Genomic DNA, 18,045 nt, shown 5'->3' on the forward strand with positions numbered 1-18,045 from the left:
GGCATACTCATCCTGCACACACGCGTACGCGGGTGTCTGACTGGTTTTCATAGTAGCACAGTTGGAAAACAGATTCAAGAATTTCCGGGCATCTGGGCAGAAAATTCCAAGACAGAGCCGGCCTGCCCCTGTTTCTTACGTTCCCGCAGCGAGAACACACAGCCGCAGTAATCCTGCCGGTACAGCCCGTACTGCGCCGAAAGCTCTGTCGATCTCTTGTAGCCGTTTTTCTTCTTGAAATCGCTGAACAGATACGGAACCTTGTATTCCTCCGCCAGATACGCGCCAATCTCATTGAGCTTCTGGGCGTTCTTCAGCGGACTGATGGACAGCGTTGTCGTAAAATAGTCAAAGCCTCCGGCCCGGGCCATCTGGGCCGCCTCTTCCAGCCGCAGGCGGTAGCAGCGAAAGCACCGCTCCCCTCCCTCGGGAAGCGCCTCCAGCCCCCGGGCCATATCATAAAAGCGTTCCGGCTCGTAAGGGCCTTCCAGGAACGAGACCGGATGCTTTACCGGCAGCTCTCCGATCAGGCGCTGCTGCTCCTCCACCCGCTTCCCAAATTCCTCCGGCGGATAGATATTCGGATTATAATAAAAGACTGTGATGGAAAAATAGTTCGACAGATATTCCAGCACATAGCTGCTGCAGGGCGCGCAGCAGCTGTGAAGCAGAAGGCGCGGAACGCGGCCCTGCGCCTCCAGCTCCTGAATGAGCTTATCCAGTTCCTTCTGATAATTTATCTGATTCATATTCTCTCCCTGCTTTAAGCCTCTCCCAGATATTCCTCCAGACAGATTCCCCGCTCCATAATCTCCCGCGCGGCCTTCTCTCCCACATACCGGTAATGCCAGGGCTCATAGATAATTCCCGTCTCTTCCGTCTTATCCGTAGGATAGCGCAGGATAAAGCCGTATTTCCAGCAGTTTTCCATCAGCCACTGCTGCTCCGCTGTCTGCTCCTGCTTCTCATCCAGGATCTGATAATCTCTGGCTACGATGTCTACAGCCAGCCCGAGATTGTGCTCGCTCGTTCCCGGGTAAGCCACCACGGTTCCGGCCTCTCTGAGAGCCGCTGTATGGCTCATGCCTTCCGCCTCCAGGCGGCGCACCTTATCCTCATAGAGCTCTGTCTGCTTCTCTATGGTACGATAAGCCGAACATACCCAAAAGTCAAGACCTTCTTTTCTTCCATCGGCAAGCATCTCCTGAAGAAAGGACACTGCCCTGGCGTCAAAATCATAATTATTTTCAATCTCTGCAAGCTCCGGGGCATATCCCTCTTCCACGGGGTGGGACGCATTTACCAGCGTAAGCCTCCAGTCGTTCGAACTGTAATTTTCTGAAAGCTCTCCCCGGGCGCTGTCCCCGTCATATCCCGCGCCTGCTTCTGCCTTTCCGCCTCTGTCCCCGGAGCCTTCGCCCGCAGAACCTTCTCCTGCCATGGACATCCGTTCCTGTGCCTGGGCCAGAAGCCCCGTTTCCTTTGCAAAGACGATTTTTCCAAACAATACTCCCAGCAGAAAGGTAAACAGGCAAAACCCCAGAATCTTTCTGCGCAGCTCTCTCTGCCGTCTCCGGCGTCTCTGCTCTCCGTACCTTTGCTCCTCGTGCCTGTGCTCTCTGTGCCTGTACTCCCTCCGGCTGTTCTTTTCTTCCTGCCATTCCTGATTTTTCATGTTCCTCTCACCCCTTAAGCCTATGGTACAAAGGGGTTGTATCAGAAATGCATCATTCAGCCCAAATCTGCATGCTTCCTCCATAAAGAGGCTCTGCCTGAAATTGATAGCCCATCTCCCAGCCGCTCTCATCGCCGTAATATACCGAAGCAGAAAAGCCAGGCTCCTCCATTCCCCAGGCCTCCCTGACGTTCTCGCGGGCCTCCTGCTCCGACAGGCCGCCGGACATCTTTTTCTCTATCTCCTTTTCAAACTCTGCCAGATTCTCCCCGCCTGCCCCGTCTGATTCCGGAAACGGCGTCACGCTTGATGAGGCCACATGACAGCCCAGATACTCTCCCCAGCCGGAAATCAGACTGTCTGCCTCATCGGCCCCTGCCTCCGTTTCTCCGCTGCAGCTCAGCTCCAGAATCCTGCCCGTCTCATCGTCCACCGTCACACTCAGAATTCTTCCTTCATCTGTGAACAGCTCTCCTGTCCAGAACACTGCGGAATCCTCTCCTTCTACATCCATCATAAAGCTGGCCTCCATAGAAAACGCATCCACCTTTCCCAGCTCTCCGCTTAGAATCCCCAGCTCCTGCAGGGTGTCAAGCTCCTGCAGAATTCTGTCCTCGATGGTATCCTGGCTGTAAATTCTTCCCTTATCAAGCAGCATGGAATAGGAGGATTCCCGGCGCATCAGCCGGACCTTCTCCACAATCGTAAGCTCCGGCTGATCGGTGAGAACCACCTGCGCCGCCTCCTCCTGGGAGACCTGTCCCTCCAGCTTCTCATCCTGCCATCGAAACAGAAAACCGGGAAGCCCAAAGCTGACTGCCGCCGCAAAAAAGAGGAGAATCCCTGCCGCTGCACAGGCTCTGACATTCTTTCTTTTCATCTGCTATTCCTCCTGTCCGTCCGGAAGCCAGACCCGCGCATAGGTTCCCTTCCCTTCCATGCTTTGAAAGCTCAGCTTCCCCCCGTGCTGCTTTACAATCTCTGCGCAGATAGAAAGCCCCAGGCCTGCGCCGCCCTGCCGCCTGGCTCGCGATTTGTCCACCATATAGAAGGCTTCCGTAATCCTGGAAAGCTCTTTCTCCGGTATTCCTTTCCCGGTATCTCTCACATAGAAGGCAAAGCCGTCTGCTTCCCTCCGTCCTAAGAGATACAGGAGCCCTCCCTGTTCCATAGCCTTCCGCCCGTTGTCCATCAGGTTTAAAAGCACTGTTTTCATCAGATCCGGTTCCAGCAGCGCCTGCCCGTCCTCCATGATAACCTTCAGCCTGATCCCTGCCTGTTCCAGGGAGGGCCTCATTACGCCCTGAAGCTCCTCCGCCAGCCACCGGACGCTTACGGGCCGTTTCTGAAGCTCTCCATGGCGGAGCACCATCAGATCCAGGAGCTTGAAGGCCAGGGCCTCCAGCCTCTTTCCTTCCCTGAAAATGTAGTTTGCCGCCTCAAAACGCTCTTCCTGGCTCATTTCTCTGGTACGGAGCATATCTGCATAGCCGATCATGGAGGTCAGCGGTGTTTTCAGCTCATGGGCAAAGCTCCCGATAAAATCCTCCTGCCTGCGGGCTGCATCCTCCAGCTCCTTAAACTGCCTCTCCAGGCTGTCTGCCATATGATTAAAGTCCGCCGCCAGCTGTCCGACCTCATCCTCTGTCTCTACCCGTGCCCGTACCTCAAGGCTTCCTCCTGCAAGCCGCCTGGCCGCCCTTGAAAGCCTTCTTAAGGGCCGCAGAAGCCATACGGCAATCAGATAGCAGCCCAGCCCTTCCAGAAGAAGAAGGCCTGCCATCCAGCGCCGGTATATGGCGTACTGGTTTTCCCGGTCTGCAAAAAGAGCCGTCACATCCCTTCCACTCTCCAGGCAGAGCACAGTTCCATCCTCCATCAGGATACCGCTGGCCGTAACCAGCTCATAGCTTTCTCCTGACCGCACCAGGATCCGCCCGCTGGTGTCCTCTGAGACAGCGCCGTGAAGCCGCTGCCTGTCATCTTCTCCGAGCAGCTCCCCGGATTCGCTTGCGTACAGCTCTGTCCCATCCTGACTGTATATGCGGAAGCTCAGCTCTGTGCCCGTCATTCCCTCCTTCATGGCCTGGGCAGCCCTGCGCACATCCGTCTCCAGATAGCCGGAATTCCGTTCCCGGGCCGTAGTGCTCCAGTAGGCCGCAAAGGAATACTGCAGCATCCGGTTTTCCTCCGCTGCATTCTTCACCTCTCTTTGCCAGCTGGACTGAAACAGGGCCGACAGCAGGGCATACCCCCCGATTCCCGTGACGAGCAGGGTAAACGCCAGAACTGATACACAGATTTTCCAGGAAAATTTCACGTTACTATCCCTCCAGACGGTAGCCCACCTTATATACGGTCACAATTTTGTCTTCCCAGCCTACCTTTTTTCTCATGCGCTGCACATGGAGATCAACCGTCCGGCTGTCTCCCATATACTCTCCGCCCCAAATCCGCTCATAGATGGTCTCCCGGTACAGCGCGATATTTTTATTCCGTACAAACAGGAGCAGCAGCTCATACTCCTTCTTGGTCAGATTCACTGGAACTCCGTTCTTTTTCACAGTCCGGGAAGCCGTATCAATCACCAAATCCCCTTCTGTGAGAATCTGCTCCGTCTTATGATAGCGGCGCAGAACCGTCTCCACACGGGCCAGAAGCTCAATGATTTCAAAGGGCTTTGTCAGATAATCATCCGCCCCGAGCCGAAGCCCCTTTACCCGATCCGTCACGGAAGCCTTTGCGGTCAGAAAGATAACCGGAATCTCCAGAGGCGCGATATAGCTCATCAGCTCATATCCGTCCACCCTGGGAAGCATCACGTCCAGAAGAATCAAATCATAGGGCTTCCCCTCCAGCGCGTCTGCAGCCGCCATGCCGTCATAAACGCAGTCGCATGCATAGCCAGCCTTCCTCAGATTGACCACTATCAGATTGGAAATTGCCTGTTCATCCTCTACCACCAGAATCCGTATCATTGTCATGCCCCTCTCATCTGTCAGACTTTCCCCTGCCGGGAACTATGTCTATTCTGCATCACGATTGTATCATATTTGCATCACTCACAAAAGGGAAAAGGCTTCATAAAATATATCAGACAAAGGGCCGCAGCTTTCGCCGCTTCAGACGCTCGCCTGCTCTGGCGGCACAAGCCTGTATGGCTCTGGAAAAACAAAAAAGGAGGCATTTCCATGAATCCCCTGCTGAAGCTTTCTCATGTCAGCTTCTCCTATCATGAGGCAGAGGGCGAAACCCCGGCGCTTTCCGATATCTCTTTTTCACTGGAAGCCGGAAAATTTCTTGCCATCGTGGGGCCCAGCGGATGCGGCAAATCTACGCTGCTTTCCCTTATCTGCGGTCTTCTTGTACCGGAAGAAGGAAGCATCTCCCTTCTTGGCCTCCCGCTTAAGGAGGCCCGGGCCAATATCGGCTATATGCTGCAAAGGGATCACCTTTTTGAATGGCGCACCATCTACAGCAACGTAGTGCTGGGTCTGGAAATACAGAAAAAAATGACGCCTGAGCGCCTGAAAAGCGTCGATTCCATGCTGGAGACCTACGGCCTCTCGGAATTTCGCGGCGCCAGGCCCTCGCAGCTCTCCGGCGGCATGCGCCAGCGAGCCGCCCTGATCCGCACTCTGGCCCTGGAGCCGGACCTGCTGCTTCTGGATGAGCCCTTTTCCGCTCTGGATTATCAGACGCGGCTTTCCGTCTGCGACGATATCTATGAAATCATCAAAAAGGAAGAGAAAACTGCCATTCTTGTCACCCACGATCTCTCGGAGGCCATCAGCGTCGCCGACCAGATCCTCGTGCTTACGAGCCGCCCCGGGCAGATACAAAAAGAAGTCCCCATCCATTTTTCCATGGAGAAGCGGACGCCCATGCAGACCCGGAGCGCGCCTGAATTTCAGGAGTATTTCAATCTTATATGGAAGGAGCTGAACACCCATGCCTGAACCCTCCGCCGCCCAGCGGCGTTTCTTAAAAAAACGGCAGCAAAAAATGCGGACCGTCACCCTGGTCCGCATTCTGATTTTTCTGGCCTTCCTCCTTCTCTGGGAGGCAAGCGCCAGGCTGAATCTAATCGACGCCTTTATCTTCAGCAGCCCCACACGGGTCGCCGAAGCCTTTCTCTCCATGGCGGCAGACGGCTCCATCTTCCGGCACACCGGCATTTCGCTTCTGGAAACTCTGATAAGCTTTTTCCTTGTCTTTGCCGTCAGCATCCTGATCTCGGTGCTGCTGTGGATGAGCCGGTCCCTGTCCCGGATCCTGGAGCCCTATCTGGTGGTGCTGAACAGCCTGCCAAAATCAGCCCTGGCTCCGCTCCTTATCGTATGGCTGGGCGCCAACATGCGGACCATCATAGTCGCCGGCATGTCTGTAGCCGTGTTCGGAAGCATTCTTACGATTTACACCGGCTTTCAGGAGGTAGATCCGGAGAAAGCAAAGCTCATCTATACCCTGGGCGGTCGAAAAAAGGACGTACTCTCCAAGGTTATTCTGCCCGGATCCGTACCCGTCTTTCTGAACACCATGAAGGTCAACATCGGCCTCTGCCTCGTCGGCGTCATCATCGGCGAATTTATCGGAAGCCGGGAGGGACTGGGATACCTCATCATTTACGGAAGCCAGGTCTTTCAGCTCGACCTGGTGCTGATGTCCATCGTGATTCTCTGTATTCTGGCCATGTGCCTGTACCAGTGCCTGAATATGGCGGAAAGGCTGTACCTGAAAAAATCTCAGCTTCCGGAACAGGCTTCCGCACACAAAAATGTATGATACGCTGCCTGCAGAAGCTGACAGAACCGTACCGAACAATCAGGAGGCGCTTTCGCGCCTCCCTGTCAAAGGCTGCCCGGATAAAAACCTGTCTGGAGTTAAACTATTTCCTCTCTTAATTCTCTCAGACCGGTACCGGATTATTCCGTCTCTTCCATAAAGCTTATGGGAATGTCCACTCTCTTTCCACAGTGAGGACATATGCCTTTATAGACAGGACCATCCATGCTGTTGATTCTCTGATACATATCCTGAAGATATGCCAGATCCATTGTATAGAGCCCTTCAATCACATGCGTATCTACAGACGGAAGATTTCCCAGCTTCGTTATCACCCGGGAAAGAAGAAGCACTGTCAGATATCCCGGATTCTGCTGCACTCTCGGATCCTTAAGCGGCAAAATCTCATCTGCGGCATTTGCCAGACGCATCACTCCTGTCCTGTGAATATTTCCATCACTATCCACGTATCCTCTTGGAAGCGTAAACGAATATTCTGTCTTAAATTCCATAGTATTTATCTCCCGTATCTGAAAATTTATGACTCAATCAGCTGTTTTCATCCTGCAAGGCTCTCAGCACCGCCAGAATATAAGGCACTCCAAAGAGATTCAGCGATTTCGGTCCGGTGATGGCCGCCGGGTTCTCCTGGATCCGTTCCAGGGCGCGGCTCATCGTAGCCCTGGTAATTGTCTTCATCCTCCGGTCAACCACCATCTCTCCGCCCCGTATTTCATAGGTAAACGGAAGTCCCTTCGCCGTATAAAAGGTCTGATGCTGGCGTTCCCCGATGCGTCTCCAAAGCTCTTCCATACTCCAGTCAAGCACCGGGCTTTTTTCCATGCTTTCTCCCATAAGGCTCCTTTCCGGCAGCAGCTCCCGCCTGCCGGGGCCGCTGCTCCTGCTGTCTCTGCTCTCCTGTCCTTCAGCCCTCTTCCCTCTTCCGGCCCGCCAGATAATTGATAAACTGCTGCGCCGTCCGCCCGGAAATGCCGCCATGGCTCATCTCCCATTTGTTTGCCTCCGCGCAGAGCTCCTGCTCTGACAGCGTAATCTCCGGATACCGTTTCGCCAGCTCAGTCACAATGCGGAAATATTCCTTCTGCGTCGGCTTGGAGAAGCTGATAGTCACGCCAAACCGCGCGACCAGGGAAAGCTTCTCCTGCATGGTATCCGAGCGGTGCATGCCGTCGTCCTGCTCCATATCGCTCCGGTCGCTCCAGGTCTCACGGATGATATGGCGCCGGTTGGACGTAGCATAGATCAGCACATTGTCCGGCTTCGTCTCCATACCTCCCTCAATGACCGCCTTCAGATACTTGTACTCGATCTCAAACTCCTCAAAGGACAGATCGTCCATATAAATGATAAAACGGTAGTTCCGGTTCTTAATCCGGGAAATCACCGCAGACAAATCCTGAAACTGATGCTTGTAGATCTCAATCATTCTCAGACCCTGATCGTAATACTCGTTCAGAATCGCCTTGATGCTCGTGGATTTGCCTGTGCCGCTGTCTCCGAACAGCAGCACATTGTTCGCCGGAAGCCCACGGACAAACGCTTCCGTATTATCCACCAGCTTTTTCTTCTGAATCTCATAGCCAACCAGGTCATCAAGGACAACCCGCTCTGTATTATTGATTGGGAGAAGCTCCACACCGTCCCGGCCGCTCTGGATGCGAAAGGCTTTGTTCAGGCCAAACATGCCCACACCATAAGCCTTATAGAAATCCGTGATAATCTGGAAAATCTCTTCCTCATCCTTTGCGCCTTCAATCTGGCGGCTTACTGCCTGTACCTTTTCGCTGACATTTTTATTGTACATGCGTTCCTTCTTTCCGATGGCCTTATAATGGCAAACCGTCGAAAAGCAGTCGATTCCCAGATCGCGCTCAATCGGGCCGAAATCAAAATCGAACAGATTTTTAAACACCCGGAAATCTCCCTTTGCAAAATGGTTGACGCTGCCGTCGTTGGCCCCCACCTTCTCGCTGGTCATGCTGAAAGAGTTTTCATTCGTCAGCAGGATAAACGTCAGGTAATTGTGCCAGAGGTTCTCGTCAAAGCCATAAAGAGTCGCCAGATCAAGCAGCGCCTTCATCTGCTCATAGATTCTCGTCGTCAGCTCCGCCCTGCTTCCGGCGCCATTTTCATAATCCTCAAAAATCCCCGAGAGCTTCCGCAGGATACTGTCCCCGCCCAGGTCCCGGTATAATATCAGCTTTGCTACTTCCTTATACATATTTTGCGCTCCGTCTCCTTTGTCTGTCTTTTCGCCTATTATACCTCGATTCTCTCTCCCTGTCATGCTTTTCCTTACCTCAGATCTGAGAAAACGCAGGAAACAGCGCATCCTGCACAAGGGAACATCTTCTTGACAGCCTCCCGGATTCCCCCTATAATTTATCTGTATTCCCCGGCGCCGTGCTTTTTTACCGGTCCGCCGGCAGCAGATAAGGAGGCAGGCGCATTATGAGACAATGTATGGACGCAGACAATCTGCACCGCAGGCTGAAAAAAATCATCGGGCAGGTTCAGGCCATCGACCGTATGGTAGACGAGGACGTTCCCTGCGAGGATATGCTCGCGCAGATCAATGCAGCCAAATCTGCTCTCCATAAGGTAGGGCAGATCGTTCTGGAGGGCCATATCCAGCACTGTGTCCGGGACGGCATTGAGCACGGGGATGTAGATAAGACGATAGAGAATTTTACCAAGGCCGTAGAGCGGTTTGCGAATATGGGATAAAACAAAAATGCTGCACTGAGCTGTCCAGGCCCGTGCAGTATTTTTTTGATTAAAAAACATATGTGCTCTGTTCTTTATCTCTTCGTATAATTTTTCAGCATCTGTATCAATTCTTCATCTTTCTGCATTTTTCTTCCTCCCACTCCAAGCTCATTATACGCTTTTTTCTGCTGATACACAATATTTTCCCTGCCCGGCGCATAAAATCTCCGCTTGACACCTATACCCGTACAGGTATATAGTAATTGCATAAGAACCTATACCCCTATAGGTATATAGAAGGAAAAGGAGTTCTCGCATGAAACATTTTACAAACAAGCTGGAAGCTTTTCTGGGACTTGGCGGTACAAAAAAGGATATTGTACTGCTCATTATTTCCGGAGCATTCCTGCTTTTAAGCATTCTCGATCTGCTTCCGCTGCCCTTCGACGCAGCCTGGATCGCTATTATTCTCTGCGGCGTCCCGATCATTCTGGAAGCCTTCATCGGCCTTGTCACCGCCTTTGACATCAAAGCCGACGTTCTGGTATCCCTGGCGCTGATTGCATCCGTCTGCATCGGAGAGGATTTCGCAGCCGGAGAGGTGGCCTTTATCATGCAGCTCGGCGGCCTTCTGGAAGAGCTGACCGTGGCAAAGGCCCGGGCCGGAATCGAAAAGCTCGTAAAGCTCACTCCCCGGACCGCCAGAATCCTCACAGCGGATGGTGAAAAAACAGTTCCGGCAGAAGAAGTGCAGGTCGGCGACCGGATCCGCGTGCTTCCGGGAGAGACCGTACCGGTAGACGGCCGGATCCTGTCCGGCCAGACCTCAGTCAACCAGGCAGTCATGACAGGAGAATCCCTGCCGGTAGACAAGGCGGCAGGCGATGAGGTATCCAGCGGAACCGTCAACCAGTTCGGAGCCTTCGAAATGGAAGCGGTAAAGGTGGGAGAAGACAGCTCCATCCAGCGGATGATCCGTCTGGTTCAGTCTGCAGACGCCGGCAAGGCCAAAATCGTAAGCCTGGCGGACCGCTGGGCTACCTGGGTTGTCATCATCGCCCTGACGGCAGCCCTTCTGACCTGGCTGTTCTCCGGGGAGGTCATACGCGCCGTCACGATCCTTGTTGTGTTCTGTCCCTGCGCTATGGTTCTTGCCACTCCCACCGCTATCATGGCCGCCATCGGAAACGCCACGCGCCATGGCTTTCTGGTCCGGGAGGGCGACGCGCTGGAACGGCTGGCGGCAGTCAGACGGATCGCGTTTGACAAGACCGGCACCCTGACCTACGGAAACCCCAAGGTCACTGCCATAAAAAGCCTGCTGCCGGATCTGAGCGAAACCAGGCTCTTTGCCCTCGCCGCAGCTGCGGAGCAGTTCTCCGAGCACCCTCTTGGAAAAGCCGTTCTCCGCGATTTCCGGACCCGGCAGGATCGCCCCCGGGGGCAGGCCGCTCTCCTGCCTGCGGAGGATTTCCGGATGATGCCGGGGCAGGGAGTCTCCGCCCGGATCGAAGGGCACACCGTTCTGGCCGGAAACCTGGCCATGCTGCGGGAAGGCTGCTCCAAGCTGCCTTCGGATCTCTCCGCACAGACAGATATCTGGCTGGAAAAGGGCTGCACTCTGATCTATCTGGCGGTGGACGGCCAGGCCGCCGGATATCTGGCACTCGCCGACACTGTCCGCCCGGAAAGCGCGCAGATGCTGAGCCGCCTGAAGGCTCTCGGCGTGCAGCCGGTGCTTCTGACCGGCGACCATGGAAACGCGGCGCGCACCATCGCCGGAGAGCTTGGCATCGACGATGTGAGGGCAAACTGCCTTCCCGAGGACAAGCTGACGCTCATTGATGCATTCCAGAAAAACAGCGAGGCTGTCTGCATGATTGGGGACGGGATCAACGATGCCCCCGCCCTGAAGAAAGCGGATGTAGGAATCGCCATGGGCGGAATCGGCAGCGACATCGCCGTGGATGCCGCGGACATCGCGCTTGTGGACGACCAGGTACAGGAGCTTCCACACCTGCTGGCACTGTCCCGCCGCATGATGGTTACCATCAAGTGCAACCTGTCCTTCTCCCTCGGCCTGAATTTTCTCGCCATCATTCTGGCGATTACCGGCATTCTCGGGCCTGTGGCCGGGGCGCTGGTCCACAACGCCGGCTCTGTCGTCGTCATTCTGCATTCTGCACTGTTGCTGAAATGGAGGAAAAAGGACTGACTCAGACTCCACTCAAACCGGGATGGAAAAGCTGTTCATAGCTTCCGTCCCGGCTTTTTATATGTCTTGTATAGCGCTGGTGCACCAGCGGACAATACGGTTCTTATACACCAACTCTGCCTATCCCGGCGGATTGCGTACGTTTTCCGGCAAGATATTAAGAATTTCTGAAGATTCCCGATCTCTGCTTGACATTTCCCGCATTGTGGATTATTGTACTAATCACATAGTACAATAATACAAAGCATATCCTGACTCCCCTGCCGGAGCGGGATGCGGGGAGCGGCAGTTCTCTTCCATAGATTGGAAATACCCCCCCCCGGGAAAAATTGGCATATGCCTGGATGCCCAGAAAACATGGCAGATCAAGGAAACACCTTTCGGGTGTAACCTGGATGCCCAGAGACCATGGGCAAAGCAAGGAAACACCTTTCAGGTGTAACCTGGATGCCAAAAAACATGGCAAATCAAGGAAAGGAGTGACGATATGGCATGGATTCTTGATGATTCCCGTCCCATCTATCTTCAGATCGAGGACCTCATCAAAACCAACATCATTGCCGGTGTCTATCAGCCGGGACAGAAGCTTCCGTCCGTACGGGATCTGGCCGCAGAAGCGGCAGTCAATCCCAATACCATGCAGAAGGCTCTGACAGAGCTTGAGCGAAGCGGACTTGTCTATACCCAGCGCACCAGCGGAAGATTTATCACGGAGGACGTATCAAAAATGACAGAACTCAAGGAACAGCTTGCAAGAGAACAAATCCAGCTGTTTTTGAAAAACATGGAACAGCTGGGACTCACCAAAGAAGATATCCGCAGACTTCTGGAAAAGGAATGGAAGGAGGAATCATAATGGAACAGCTTCTGAACTGCCAGGCCTTAAGCAAACGCTATGGCTACAAGACAGCTCTGGATGGCATCAGCCTGACCCTGGAACGCGGACGCATCATCGGGCTCCTGGGACCGAACGGAAGCGGAAAGACAACGCTTATCAAGCTCATCAACGGACTTCTCGCTCCCAGCTCCGGCTCTATTACCATCAACGGCTCTGCTCCCGGACCGGAGACGAAAAAGGTTGTATCCTATCTTCCGGAGAGAACCTATTTCAACAGCTGGATGAAGGTCACGGATATCCTGAATTTCTTCTGCGATTTTTATGAGGATTTTGACCGGAACCGGGCCAGCGACATGCTGCACCGGCTGGGAATAGATGAAAACGACCGGCTGGGCTCTATGTCCAAAGGAACCAAGGAAAAGGTACAGCTTATCATGGTCATGAGCAGGAACGCCGACCTTTACTGCCTGGACGAACCCATCGGCGGCGTGGATCCAGCAGCCAGAGATTATATCCTTCAGACAATTATCACAAATTATAACGAAAATGCGTCTGTGCTTATCTCCACGCACCTGATTGCTGATATTGAAAATGTGCTGGATGATGTGATCTTTATCCAAAACGGGCATATCCGGCTTCATGCCTCTGTGGACGAAATTCGTGAACAGGAGGGTAAGTCTGTAGACGCATTATTCCGGGAGGTATTCAGATGTTAGGAAAACTGATTAAAAATGAATTTAAGGCTGTAAACCGGCTGATGATTCCGCTGCACCTCGGACTGATCGCGATAACCATCATCGGACGGTTTTATCTTCAATTTACTGTGTTCGATAATGCTTCCATGAGCTACGTAATGGCGCAGAATATCTGGTACAATATTCTGAATGCCATGCTGGTCATGTTTTATGTAGTCGCTTTGATAGCCGCTGCTCTAATCACCTGGATTTATCTGAGCATCCTGCGGTTCCGGAAGAATCTCTTTACAGATGAGGGCTATCTGATGCATACGCTTCCTGTCTCTGCCTCCGCACATATCTGGAGCAAGCTGATCGTATGCTTTATCTGGGAATTTATCGACATAACGCTCGTGATACTGTCTGTGTTTGCCCTGTTTGTAAACATGGATATCCTCCGGGCGCTGCCGCAGGGGCTTTCCGAGCTTTTCAGCAGCTTTCCGGACGCCTTCGGCGTACCTGCAGGGGTCGGCATTCCCCTCTATCTGCTGCTTTTCCTGCTGGACAGCATCAGCAGTATCCTGTGCATCTATATGTGCATCGCGGTGGGCCACAGCTTCAACAACCACAAGATTCTGGCTTCTGTAGGAATCTATGTAGGCGTTTCCATGCTGCAGAGCTTCATCAGCATGATCTTCACCGGCATTACCGGGATGGTTTCCTATGGAACCTCCTCCGCTCTTATCGGCGTATCAAACACGATGTCCGCTGCCACAAACTTCTGGCTGTCCTGGATTGTGTCCATGATCATCTGTATCGTCACAGGAACCGCAAGCTATCTGCTGGCAAATTATTTTATGACAAAAAAGCTGAACCTGGAATAAATTAAAAAAATACCTGTCCCCCGGACACAGGCTTACGCAGTTGTCCGGAAGGACAGGTATTTTTACGCCTGTTTTCTGCCCGAAGGGCACAGCCGCTCCAGACGTTCCCGGCTCATTCTCCAGGTCTCATGCTGCAGGCTGGCAGGGGACCGCCTCCCGAATATTATTCCAGCTCCAAAAGCTCCAGCACAGCGTCGGGTACCTCTGATGCAGTATCTACGTATGTGTCAAAACAGCCTTCCTGTACCTCACATTCCCAGGCGCAGATCCGGATCCCGATCCCTCTGGCCGCTGTGAGCACACTCTCCAGCGCCTCGCTGTGATTCGCATGAATGGCAATCACATCTACATTTTCCGCCGCAAACTCATTGACGCCCAGCATCTGATACTCAATCGGATTGACATCGCAGCTTGCGAAGCTTCCCATCTCAAGTCCGCCTGCCTCTTCTGCCTCTGCGGCAGACACGTCCGGCGTATAAACCAGAAGGCGGATTCCATTGCTTTCTGCCATCTCTTCTAGGCCTGCGATGATACTCTCATTTTCCTCAGCGTCCCGGCTGGTGAGAATCAGGCCGGCCGCAGGCTCCTCCTGCGCTGCTTCTGCCGTCAGCTCCGCCTGTAGGGACACGTCTCCTGCTGCAGCCTGCCCGTCCTCTGCGGCAGGCATGCAGCCTGCCGCCGCAGAAAGCACGACGCCAAGCAGCGCCCCAAACACCCTTCGGGCAGATCGTCTATCGTTTCTCTTCATTCGCATCTTCCTTCTTCTCTGTGCTCCAAATTCAGCTCCTGTTTCACAAAACTGTCTTTTCTTCTGAATTATAATGTAATTTTCCTCTGTTGTCCACGGAAAATATACCGCTGTTTTTTTGTCAGGAGTTGCATTTGCAACAGATTATTCTCCGATTTTTGCATATACTTAATGATAGTTTTGTATCAGTATGCGCTGAAATTGAAAAAGAAAAATAAGGAGGAGCATTACATGAGCGTAACCTTTGATAAATCCCTGGAAACTGGAAACGAGCTGATCGATCAGCAGCACAAGGAGCTGATTGACCGTGTCAACAAGCTGCTGGAAAGCTGCTATATGGGTACAGAAAAGCGTACCGCAATCCAGACCCTGAATTTCCTTCTGGACTACACCGAGTTCCACTTCAAGGCGGAAGAGCAGCTGCAGGAAGAGGCCGGATACCCCGGCATCGAAGCCCACAAGGAGCAGCATCAGACCTTTGTAAAGGCGGTTCATGAGCTTCTGGACATGCTGGAGGAGGAGGAAGGCCCCACAGACGCATTCGTAGAAGCGGTAAACAAAAACATTACCGAGTGGCTTCTGAACCATATCCAGGTGCAGGACAAGGCTGTGGCAGCTTACGTACAGAGCCATCCTTCCAAATAAGAATACGGAAAATCCTATAATACGGAATGAAAAAGGAGGGTATCCCCAGGGTCCTGAAACGACCGGAGGGATCCCCTCCTTTTATTTATCAGTATGGAAAACAGCTCTATACAAAAAGAACCAGAATTCCTACTGCCAGAATCGAAAGGCCATTGGAAATCAGCATCGTGCCAATCCCGAGCACCGGCCCCAGCTCCCTTCTCAAAAATGCCTGCCTCTCTTCCGTCCCGCCAAGAGCCGCCGCCTGGCGGATCAGCATATCATTGACCGGAAAGCCCATCATGCAGTTCATCAAAAGGGCGGCAGCCCTGTAATGGCTCAGCCCCAGAATCCGGGCTCCGGCCGCCGCGCAGAGCAGTAAAACAGCCGTCGAAAAAGTAAATACCAGAAGAAGCGCCGGGATATAGGCCACGACCGCCTGCCAGGGCGTGTTCGCCAGCGTATTTGCCATCAGTCCCATCAGCCCCAGAATCAGCAGCCCGTAAGAATCCGAACGAAACAGCGGCGCCTTATCCATCAGTCCCAGGCTTCCCAAGAGAATTCCCAGAAGCAGCGCGGTGATATTCGGATTGATATTTAAGCCCGAGAAAAGCGTATTCTGAAGAATGTTATTCAGCACAGTGGCAATCATGATGCTCCCGAGAAAGTACGGCGTCGTCTTGTATTTATCCGGAATTCTCATGCAGAGCGGAGGCTTCTTCTGTACTCCGCCGCGTGCCTTTCCCTGCCCGTTCTCCGTGCCGGAAGCGCGCTCCTTCTGTCCGGCTCCCGCGTCGCCTTGCTCCGAAAGAAGGCGTCTGCTCTCCTTTTTCAGCGCCCAGGTCACCACAGGAACACTGAACAGGCCCTGCGCCATAAAGATAAGCCAGGGGAAGACTGCCAGCTCCGGGTGCGCATCTGTCACCCAGCGGGAGGCAATGGCGCAGGAGGCCCCGCCTCCCACTACGCTGCCCGGCGCAAGAAAGGCCAGGCCCTTGCCGAGAACAGGCGTCAGAATCAGCAGCTCCAGAACAATCAGGATCAGAAAAGCGCTCAGGCAGAGCAGCGTCTCCCGCCATCTGTCCCGCAGCAGCCGGAAATTTACCATGGTTCCCGAATGAACGACCAGAACGTTAAAAGCAATCGTTCCCACCGCTATCATATTTGCGGACAGCAGCAGATCCTTTGGAAGCAGATCAAAGGCAAAGCCCAGAATAAAAATAACTCCGTAGATAAACGGCATCGGAATCAGCGAACGCAGCTTTTCGGCCAATGCCATAGACGTAAAGGCGATCAGAAGAAATACAAGAAAGCTTCTGTCAAAGGCCCAGGTGTATTCCGCCATACCTTTTCATCTCCTTTCTTCAGCCATCTGCCTGTTTTCCTTTTTTCATAAGCAGCTCCCGCCCGGAAATTCCCGGCTCTGTCATTCCCCAGACGTCCAGGATCTCATCCAGCTCTTCCTTATTCAGGATCCTCCTGTCGAGAACCAGCTGCCGGATGGGAACATTGTTTCTCAGGGCCTCCTTCGCCAGCTCCGCAGCCTTCATGTATCCAATATGAGGCGAGAGCGCAGTCACAATGCCCACGCTGTTCTCTACCAGCTGCCTGCAGCGCTCCTCGTTCGCTGTAATGCCCTTTACACAGTTTTCCACAAAGGTATTGACCGCATAAGCCAGCGTGTCGATGGACTGGAAGAGACAGTAAAAAATGATCGGCTCAAAGGCATTCAGCTCCAGCTGTCCTGCCTCGGCAGCCATGGTAATAGTTACGTCATTGCCGATGATATTGAAGGCGACCTGGTTTACCACCTCCGGAATCACAGGGTTAATCTTGCCTGGCATGATAGAGGAGCCATTCTGCTTCGGAGGCAGATTGATCTCTCCGAAACCGCACCGGGGGCCGGATGACATAAGGCGCAGATCGTTCGCCATCTTGGAAAGCGTCACTGCGCAGGCCTTGATCGCTCCGGATACGGCTACGAAGGGATCCAGATTCTGCGTCGCGTCAATCAGGTCAAAGGCCTGGACAAACTCCATGCCGCTCACCTGGGCCAGATTTGGAACAATACGCTGAAGATACTGCTCATCCGCATTGATGCCTGTCCCGATGGCTGTGCCGCCCAGATTCAGTTCCCGCATCTCTTCGCAGGCACGCTCCATGCGGGCCACATCCCGGCGCACTGCTACCGAATAGGCCCGGAACTCCTGTCCCAGACGGATGGGGACCGCATCCTGCATCTGGGTACGCCCCATCTTAATCACATGATCAAATTCTCTGGCCTTGTCCTCCAGCGCACTCTGCAGCTTTGTCAGCTCTGCTCTTGCGTGCTTCAGAAGCTTCAGCGAGGTCATCTTTCCCGCAGTTGGAATCACATCATTGGTAGACTGGCCGCAGTTCACATGATCGTTTGGATGGACGATGCTGTAATCTCCCTTCCTCCCTCCAAGAATCTCGATGGCCCGGTTCGCGATCACCTCGTTCGCATTCATATTGATGGAGGTTCCCGCTCCTCCCTGAATCGGATCGACGATAAACTCCTCATGAAGGGCGCCTCCCGCGATCTCGTCGCAGGCCTGCACGATCGCATCCGCCCGCTTTTTATCCAGCAGTCCGACCTCACAGTTTGTGATCGCGGCCGCTTTTTTTATCTGTGCAAGGCTGTTGATGATCTCAGGATGCATGGAAAGTCCTGTAATATGAAAATTCTCCGCCGCGCGCAGAGACTGCACCCCGTAATACACACTTTCCGGTATCTCCTTACTGCCTATGGAATCCTTCTCCAGACGGCTTTCTGTCCCGCCTGCCGTTTCCTTCTGTATCATAACCTCTCCTCCTGCAAATCACGGCCTCCGGCCTGTCCGCCAGAGGC

The 18,045-nt window shown here is 53.4% G+C and carries 20 protein-coding genes; 8 read left to right on the forward strand and 12 right to left on the reverse strand.

From position 1 onward, the window contains the following. Positions 1-74: 74 nt before the first annotated feature. From B5E77_RS05575 to B5E77_RS05595, 5 genes are read right to left on the reverse strand one after another with little or no spacing between them, the layout of a single operon-like run. On the reverse strand, positions 75-749 hold the full coding sequence (locus B5E77_RS05575) for an epoxyqueuosine reductase QueH (RefSeq protein ID WP_087164386.1): 675 nt from the start codon (positions 747-749) through the stop codon (positions 75-77). 14 nt (positions 750-763) lie between these two features. Continuing rightward, complete coding sequence (locus B5E77_RS05580) at positions 764-1,675, reverse strand: M15 family metallopeptidase (protein ID WP_242963630.1); 912 nt, start codon at positions 1,673-1,675, stop codon at positions 764-766. 52 nt (positions 1,676-1,727) lie between these two features. Beyond that, the gene (locus B5E77_RS05585) at positions 1,728-2,555 is read right to left on the reverse strand and encodes a hypothetical protein (RefSeq protein ID WP_087164387.1); all 828 of its coding nucleotides are present in this window, start codon (positions 2,553-2,555) and stop codon (positions 1,728-1,730) included. Positions 2,556-2,558: 3 nt separating this feature from the next. Then, a complete protein-coding gene (locus B5E77_RS05590; RefSeq protein WP_087164388.1) occupies positions 2,559-3,995 on the reverse strand; it encodes a sensor histidine kinase in 1,437 nt (478 codons plus the stop codon). A 4-nt stretch (positions 3,996-3,999) separates the two neighbouring features. After that, the gene (locus B5E77_RS05595; RefSeq protein ID WP_087164389.1) at positions 4,000-4,653 is read right to left on the reverse strand and encodes a response regulator transcription factor; all 654 of its coding nucleotides are present in this window, start codon (positions 4,651-4,653) and stop codon (positions 4,000-4,002) included. A 213-nt stretch (positions 4,654-4,866) separates the two neighbouring features. Here B5E77_RS05595 and B5E77_RS05600 point away from each other — a divergent pair, with 213 nt between their 5' ends. Further along, the gene (locus B5E77_RS05600; RefSeq protein ID WP_087164390.1) at positions 4,867-5,634 is read left to right on the forward strand and encodes an ABC transporter ATP-binding protein; all 768 of its coding nucleotides are present in this window, start codon (positions 4,867-4,869) and stop codon (positions 5,632-5,634) included. Then, positions 5,627-6,460 (forward strand): ABC transporter permease, encoded by an 834-nt coding sequence (locus tag B5E77_RS05605; RefSeq protein WP_087164391.1) that lies wholly within the window; start codon positions 5,627-5,629, stop codon positions 6,458-6,460. The genes B5E77_RS05600 and B5E77_RS05605 overlap by 8 nt, the downstream gene beginning before the upstream one ends. Before the next feature lie 140 nt (positions 6,461-6,600). Here the strand turns inward: B5E77_RS05605 and B5E77_RS05610 are convergent, their stop codons facing one another. The 3 genes from B5E77_RS05610 to B5E77_RS05620 form a co-directional block, all read right to left on the reverse strand. Continuing rightward, on the reverse strand, positions 6,601-6,972 hold the full coding sequence (locus tag B5E77_RS05610; RefSeq protein ID WP_087164392.1) for a hypothetical protein: 372 nt from the start codon (positions 6,970-6,972) through the stop codon (positions 6,601-6,603). 37 nt (positions 6,973-7,009) lie between these two features. Beyond that, positions 7,010-7,315: a hypothetical protein gene (locus B5E77_RS05615; RefSeq protein WP_242963631.1), complete on the reverse strand. Its 306-nt coding sequence runs from the start codon at positions 7,313-7,315 to the stop codon at positions 7,010-7,012. Between the two features lie 70 nt (positions 7,316-7,385). Further along, positions 7,386-8,702, reverse strand: a complete 1,317-nt coding sequence (locus tag B5E77_RS05620; RefSeq protein ID WP_087164455.1) for an ATP-binding protein — start codon at positions 8,700-8,702, stop codon at positions 7,386-7,388. 230 nt (positions 8,703-8,932) lie between these two features. On the opposite strand from B5E77_RS05620, the gene B5E77_RS05625 reads away from it, so the two are divergent. Then, positions 8,933-9,208 carry a metal-sensing transcriptional repressor gene (locus tag B5E77_RS05625; RefSeq protein WP_087164393.1) on the forward strand — a complete coding sequence of 92 codons (276 nt, stop codon included), beginning with the start codon at positions 8,933-8,935 and terminating at the stop codon, positions 9,206-9,208. A 74-nt stretch (positions 9,209-9,282) separates the two neighbouring features. On the opposite strand, the gene B5E77_RS16995 is transcribed toward B5E77_RS05625, so the two are convergent. After that, complete coding sequence (locus B5E77_RS16995) at positions 9,283-9,459, reverse strand: hypothetical protein (RefSeq protein ID WP_162609656.1); 177 nt, start codon at positions 9,457-9,459, stop codon at positions 9,283-9,285. Positions 9,460-9,506: 47 nt separating this feature from the next. Here B5E77_RS16995 and B5E77_RS05630 point away from each other — a divergent pair, with 47 nt between their 5' ends. From B5E77_RS05630 to B5E77_RS05645, 4 genes are all read left to right on the forward strand, one after another. Next, positions 9,507-11,405 (forward strand): heavy metal translocating P-type ATPase, encoded by a 1,899-nt coding sequence (locus B5E77_RS05630; RefSeq protein ID WP_087164394.1) that lies wholly within the window; start codon positions 9,507-9,509, stop codon positions 11,403-11,405. 487 nt (positions 11,406-11,892) lie between these two features. Further along, positions 11,893-12,261, forward strand: coding sequence for a GntR family transcriptional regulator (locus B5E77_RS05635; RefSeq protein ID WP_087164395.1), 369 nt, complete (start codon positions 11,893-11,895; stop codon positions 12,259-12,261). Beyond that, on the forward strand, positions 12,261-12,959 hold the full coding sequence (locus B5E77_RS05640) for an ABC transporter ATP-binding protein (RefSeq protein ID WP_087164396.1): 699 nt from the start codon (positions 12,261-12,263) through the stop codon (positions 12,957-12,959). Before B5E77_RS05635 ends, B5E77_RS05640 begins: the two co-directional genes overlap by 1 nt. Continuing rightward, on the forward strand, positions 12,953-13,801 hold the full coding sequence (locus B5E77_RS05645) for a hypothetical protein (RefSeq protein WP_087164397.1): 849 nt from the start codon (positions 12,953-12,955) through the stop codon (positions 13,799-13,801). The genes B5E77_RS05640 and B5E77_RS05645 overlap by 7 nt, the downstream gene beginning before the upstream one ends. A gap of 163 nt (positions 13,802-13,964) precedes the next feature. Here B5E77_RS05645 and B5E77_RS05650 read toward each other — a convergent pair whose 3' ends face one another. Next, positions 13,965-14,549 carry a hypothetical protein gene (locus B5E77_RS05650; protein WP_087164398.1) on the reverse strand — a complete coding sequence of 195 codons (585 nt, stop codon included), beginning with the start codon at positions 14,547-14,549 and terminating at the stop codon, positions 13,965-13,967. Between the two features lie 231 nt (positions 14,550-14,780). Here B5E77_RS05650 and B5E77_RS05655 point away from each other — a divergent pair, with 231 nt between their 5' ends. After that, positions 14,781-15,194 (forward strand): bacteriohemerythrin, encoded by a 414-nt coding sequence (locus tag B5E77_RS05655; protein WP_087164399.1) that lies wholly within the window; start codon positions 14,781-14,783, stop codon positions 15,192-15,194. A gap of 106 nt (positions 15,195-15,300) precedes the next feature. Here B5E77_RS05655 and B5E77_RS05660 read toward each other — a convergent pair whose 3' ends face one another. Both B5E77_RS05660 and B5E77_RS05665 read right to left on the reverse strand, forming a co-directional pair. Beyond that, positions 15,301-16,518: a hypothetical protein gene (locus B5E77_RS05660; protein WP_087164400.1), complete on the reverse strand. Its 1,218-nt coding sequence runs from the start codon at positions 16,516-16,518 to the stop codon at positions 15,301-15,303. Between the two features lie 19 nt (positions 16,519-16,537). Continuing rightward, positions 16,538-17,998 (reverse strand): aspartate ammonia-lyase, encoded by a 1,461-nt coding sequence (locus tag B5E77_RS05665; protein ID WP_087164401.1) that lies wholly within the window; start codon positions 17,996-17,998, stop codon positions 16,538-16,540. Between the last annotated feature and the right edge of the window lie 47 nt (positions 17,999-18,045).

Source organism: Lachnoclostridium sp. An131 (assembly GCF_002160825.1).
Taxonomy (GTDB): Bacteria; Bacillota; Clostridia; order Lachnospirales; family Lachnospiraceae; genus Laedolimicola.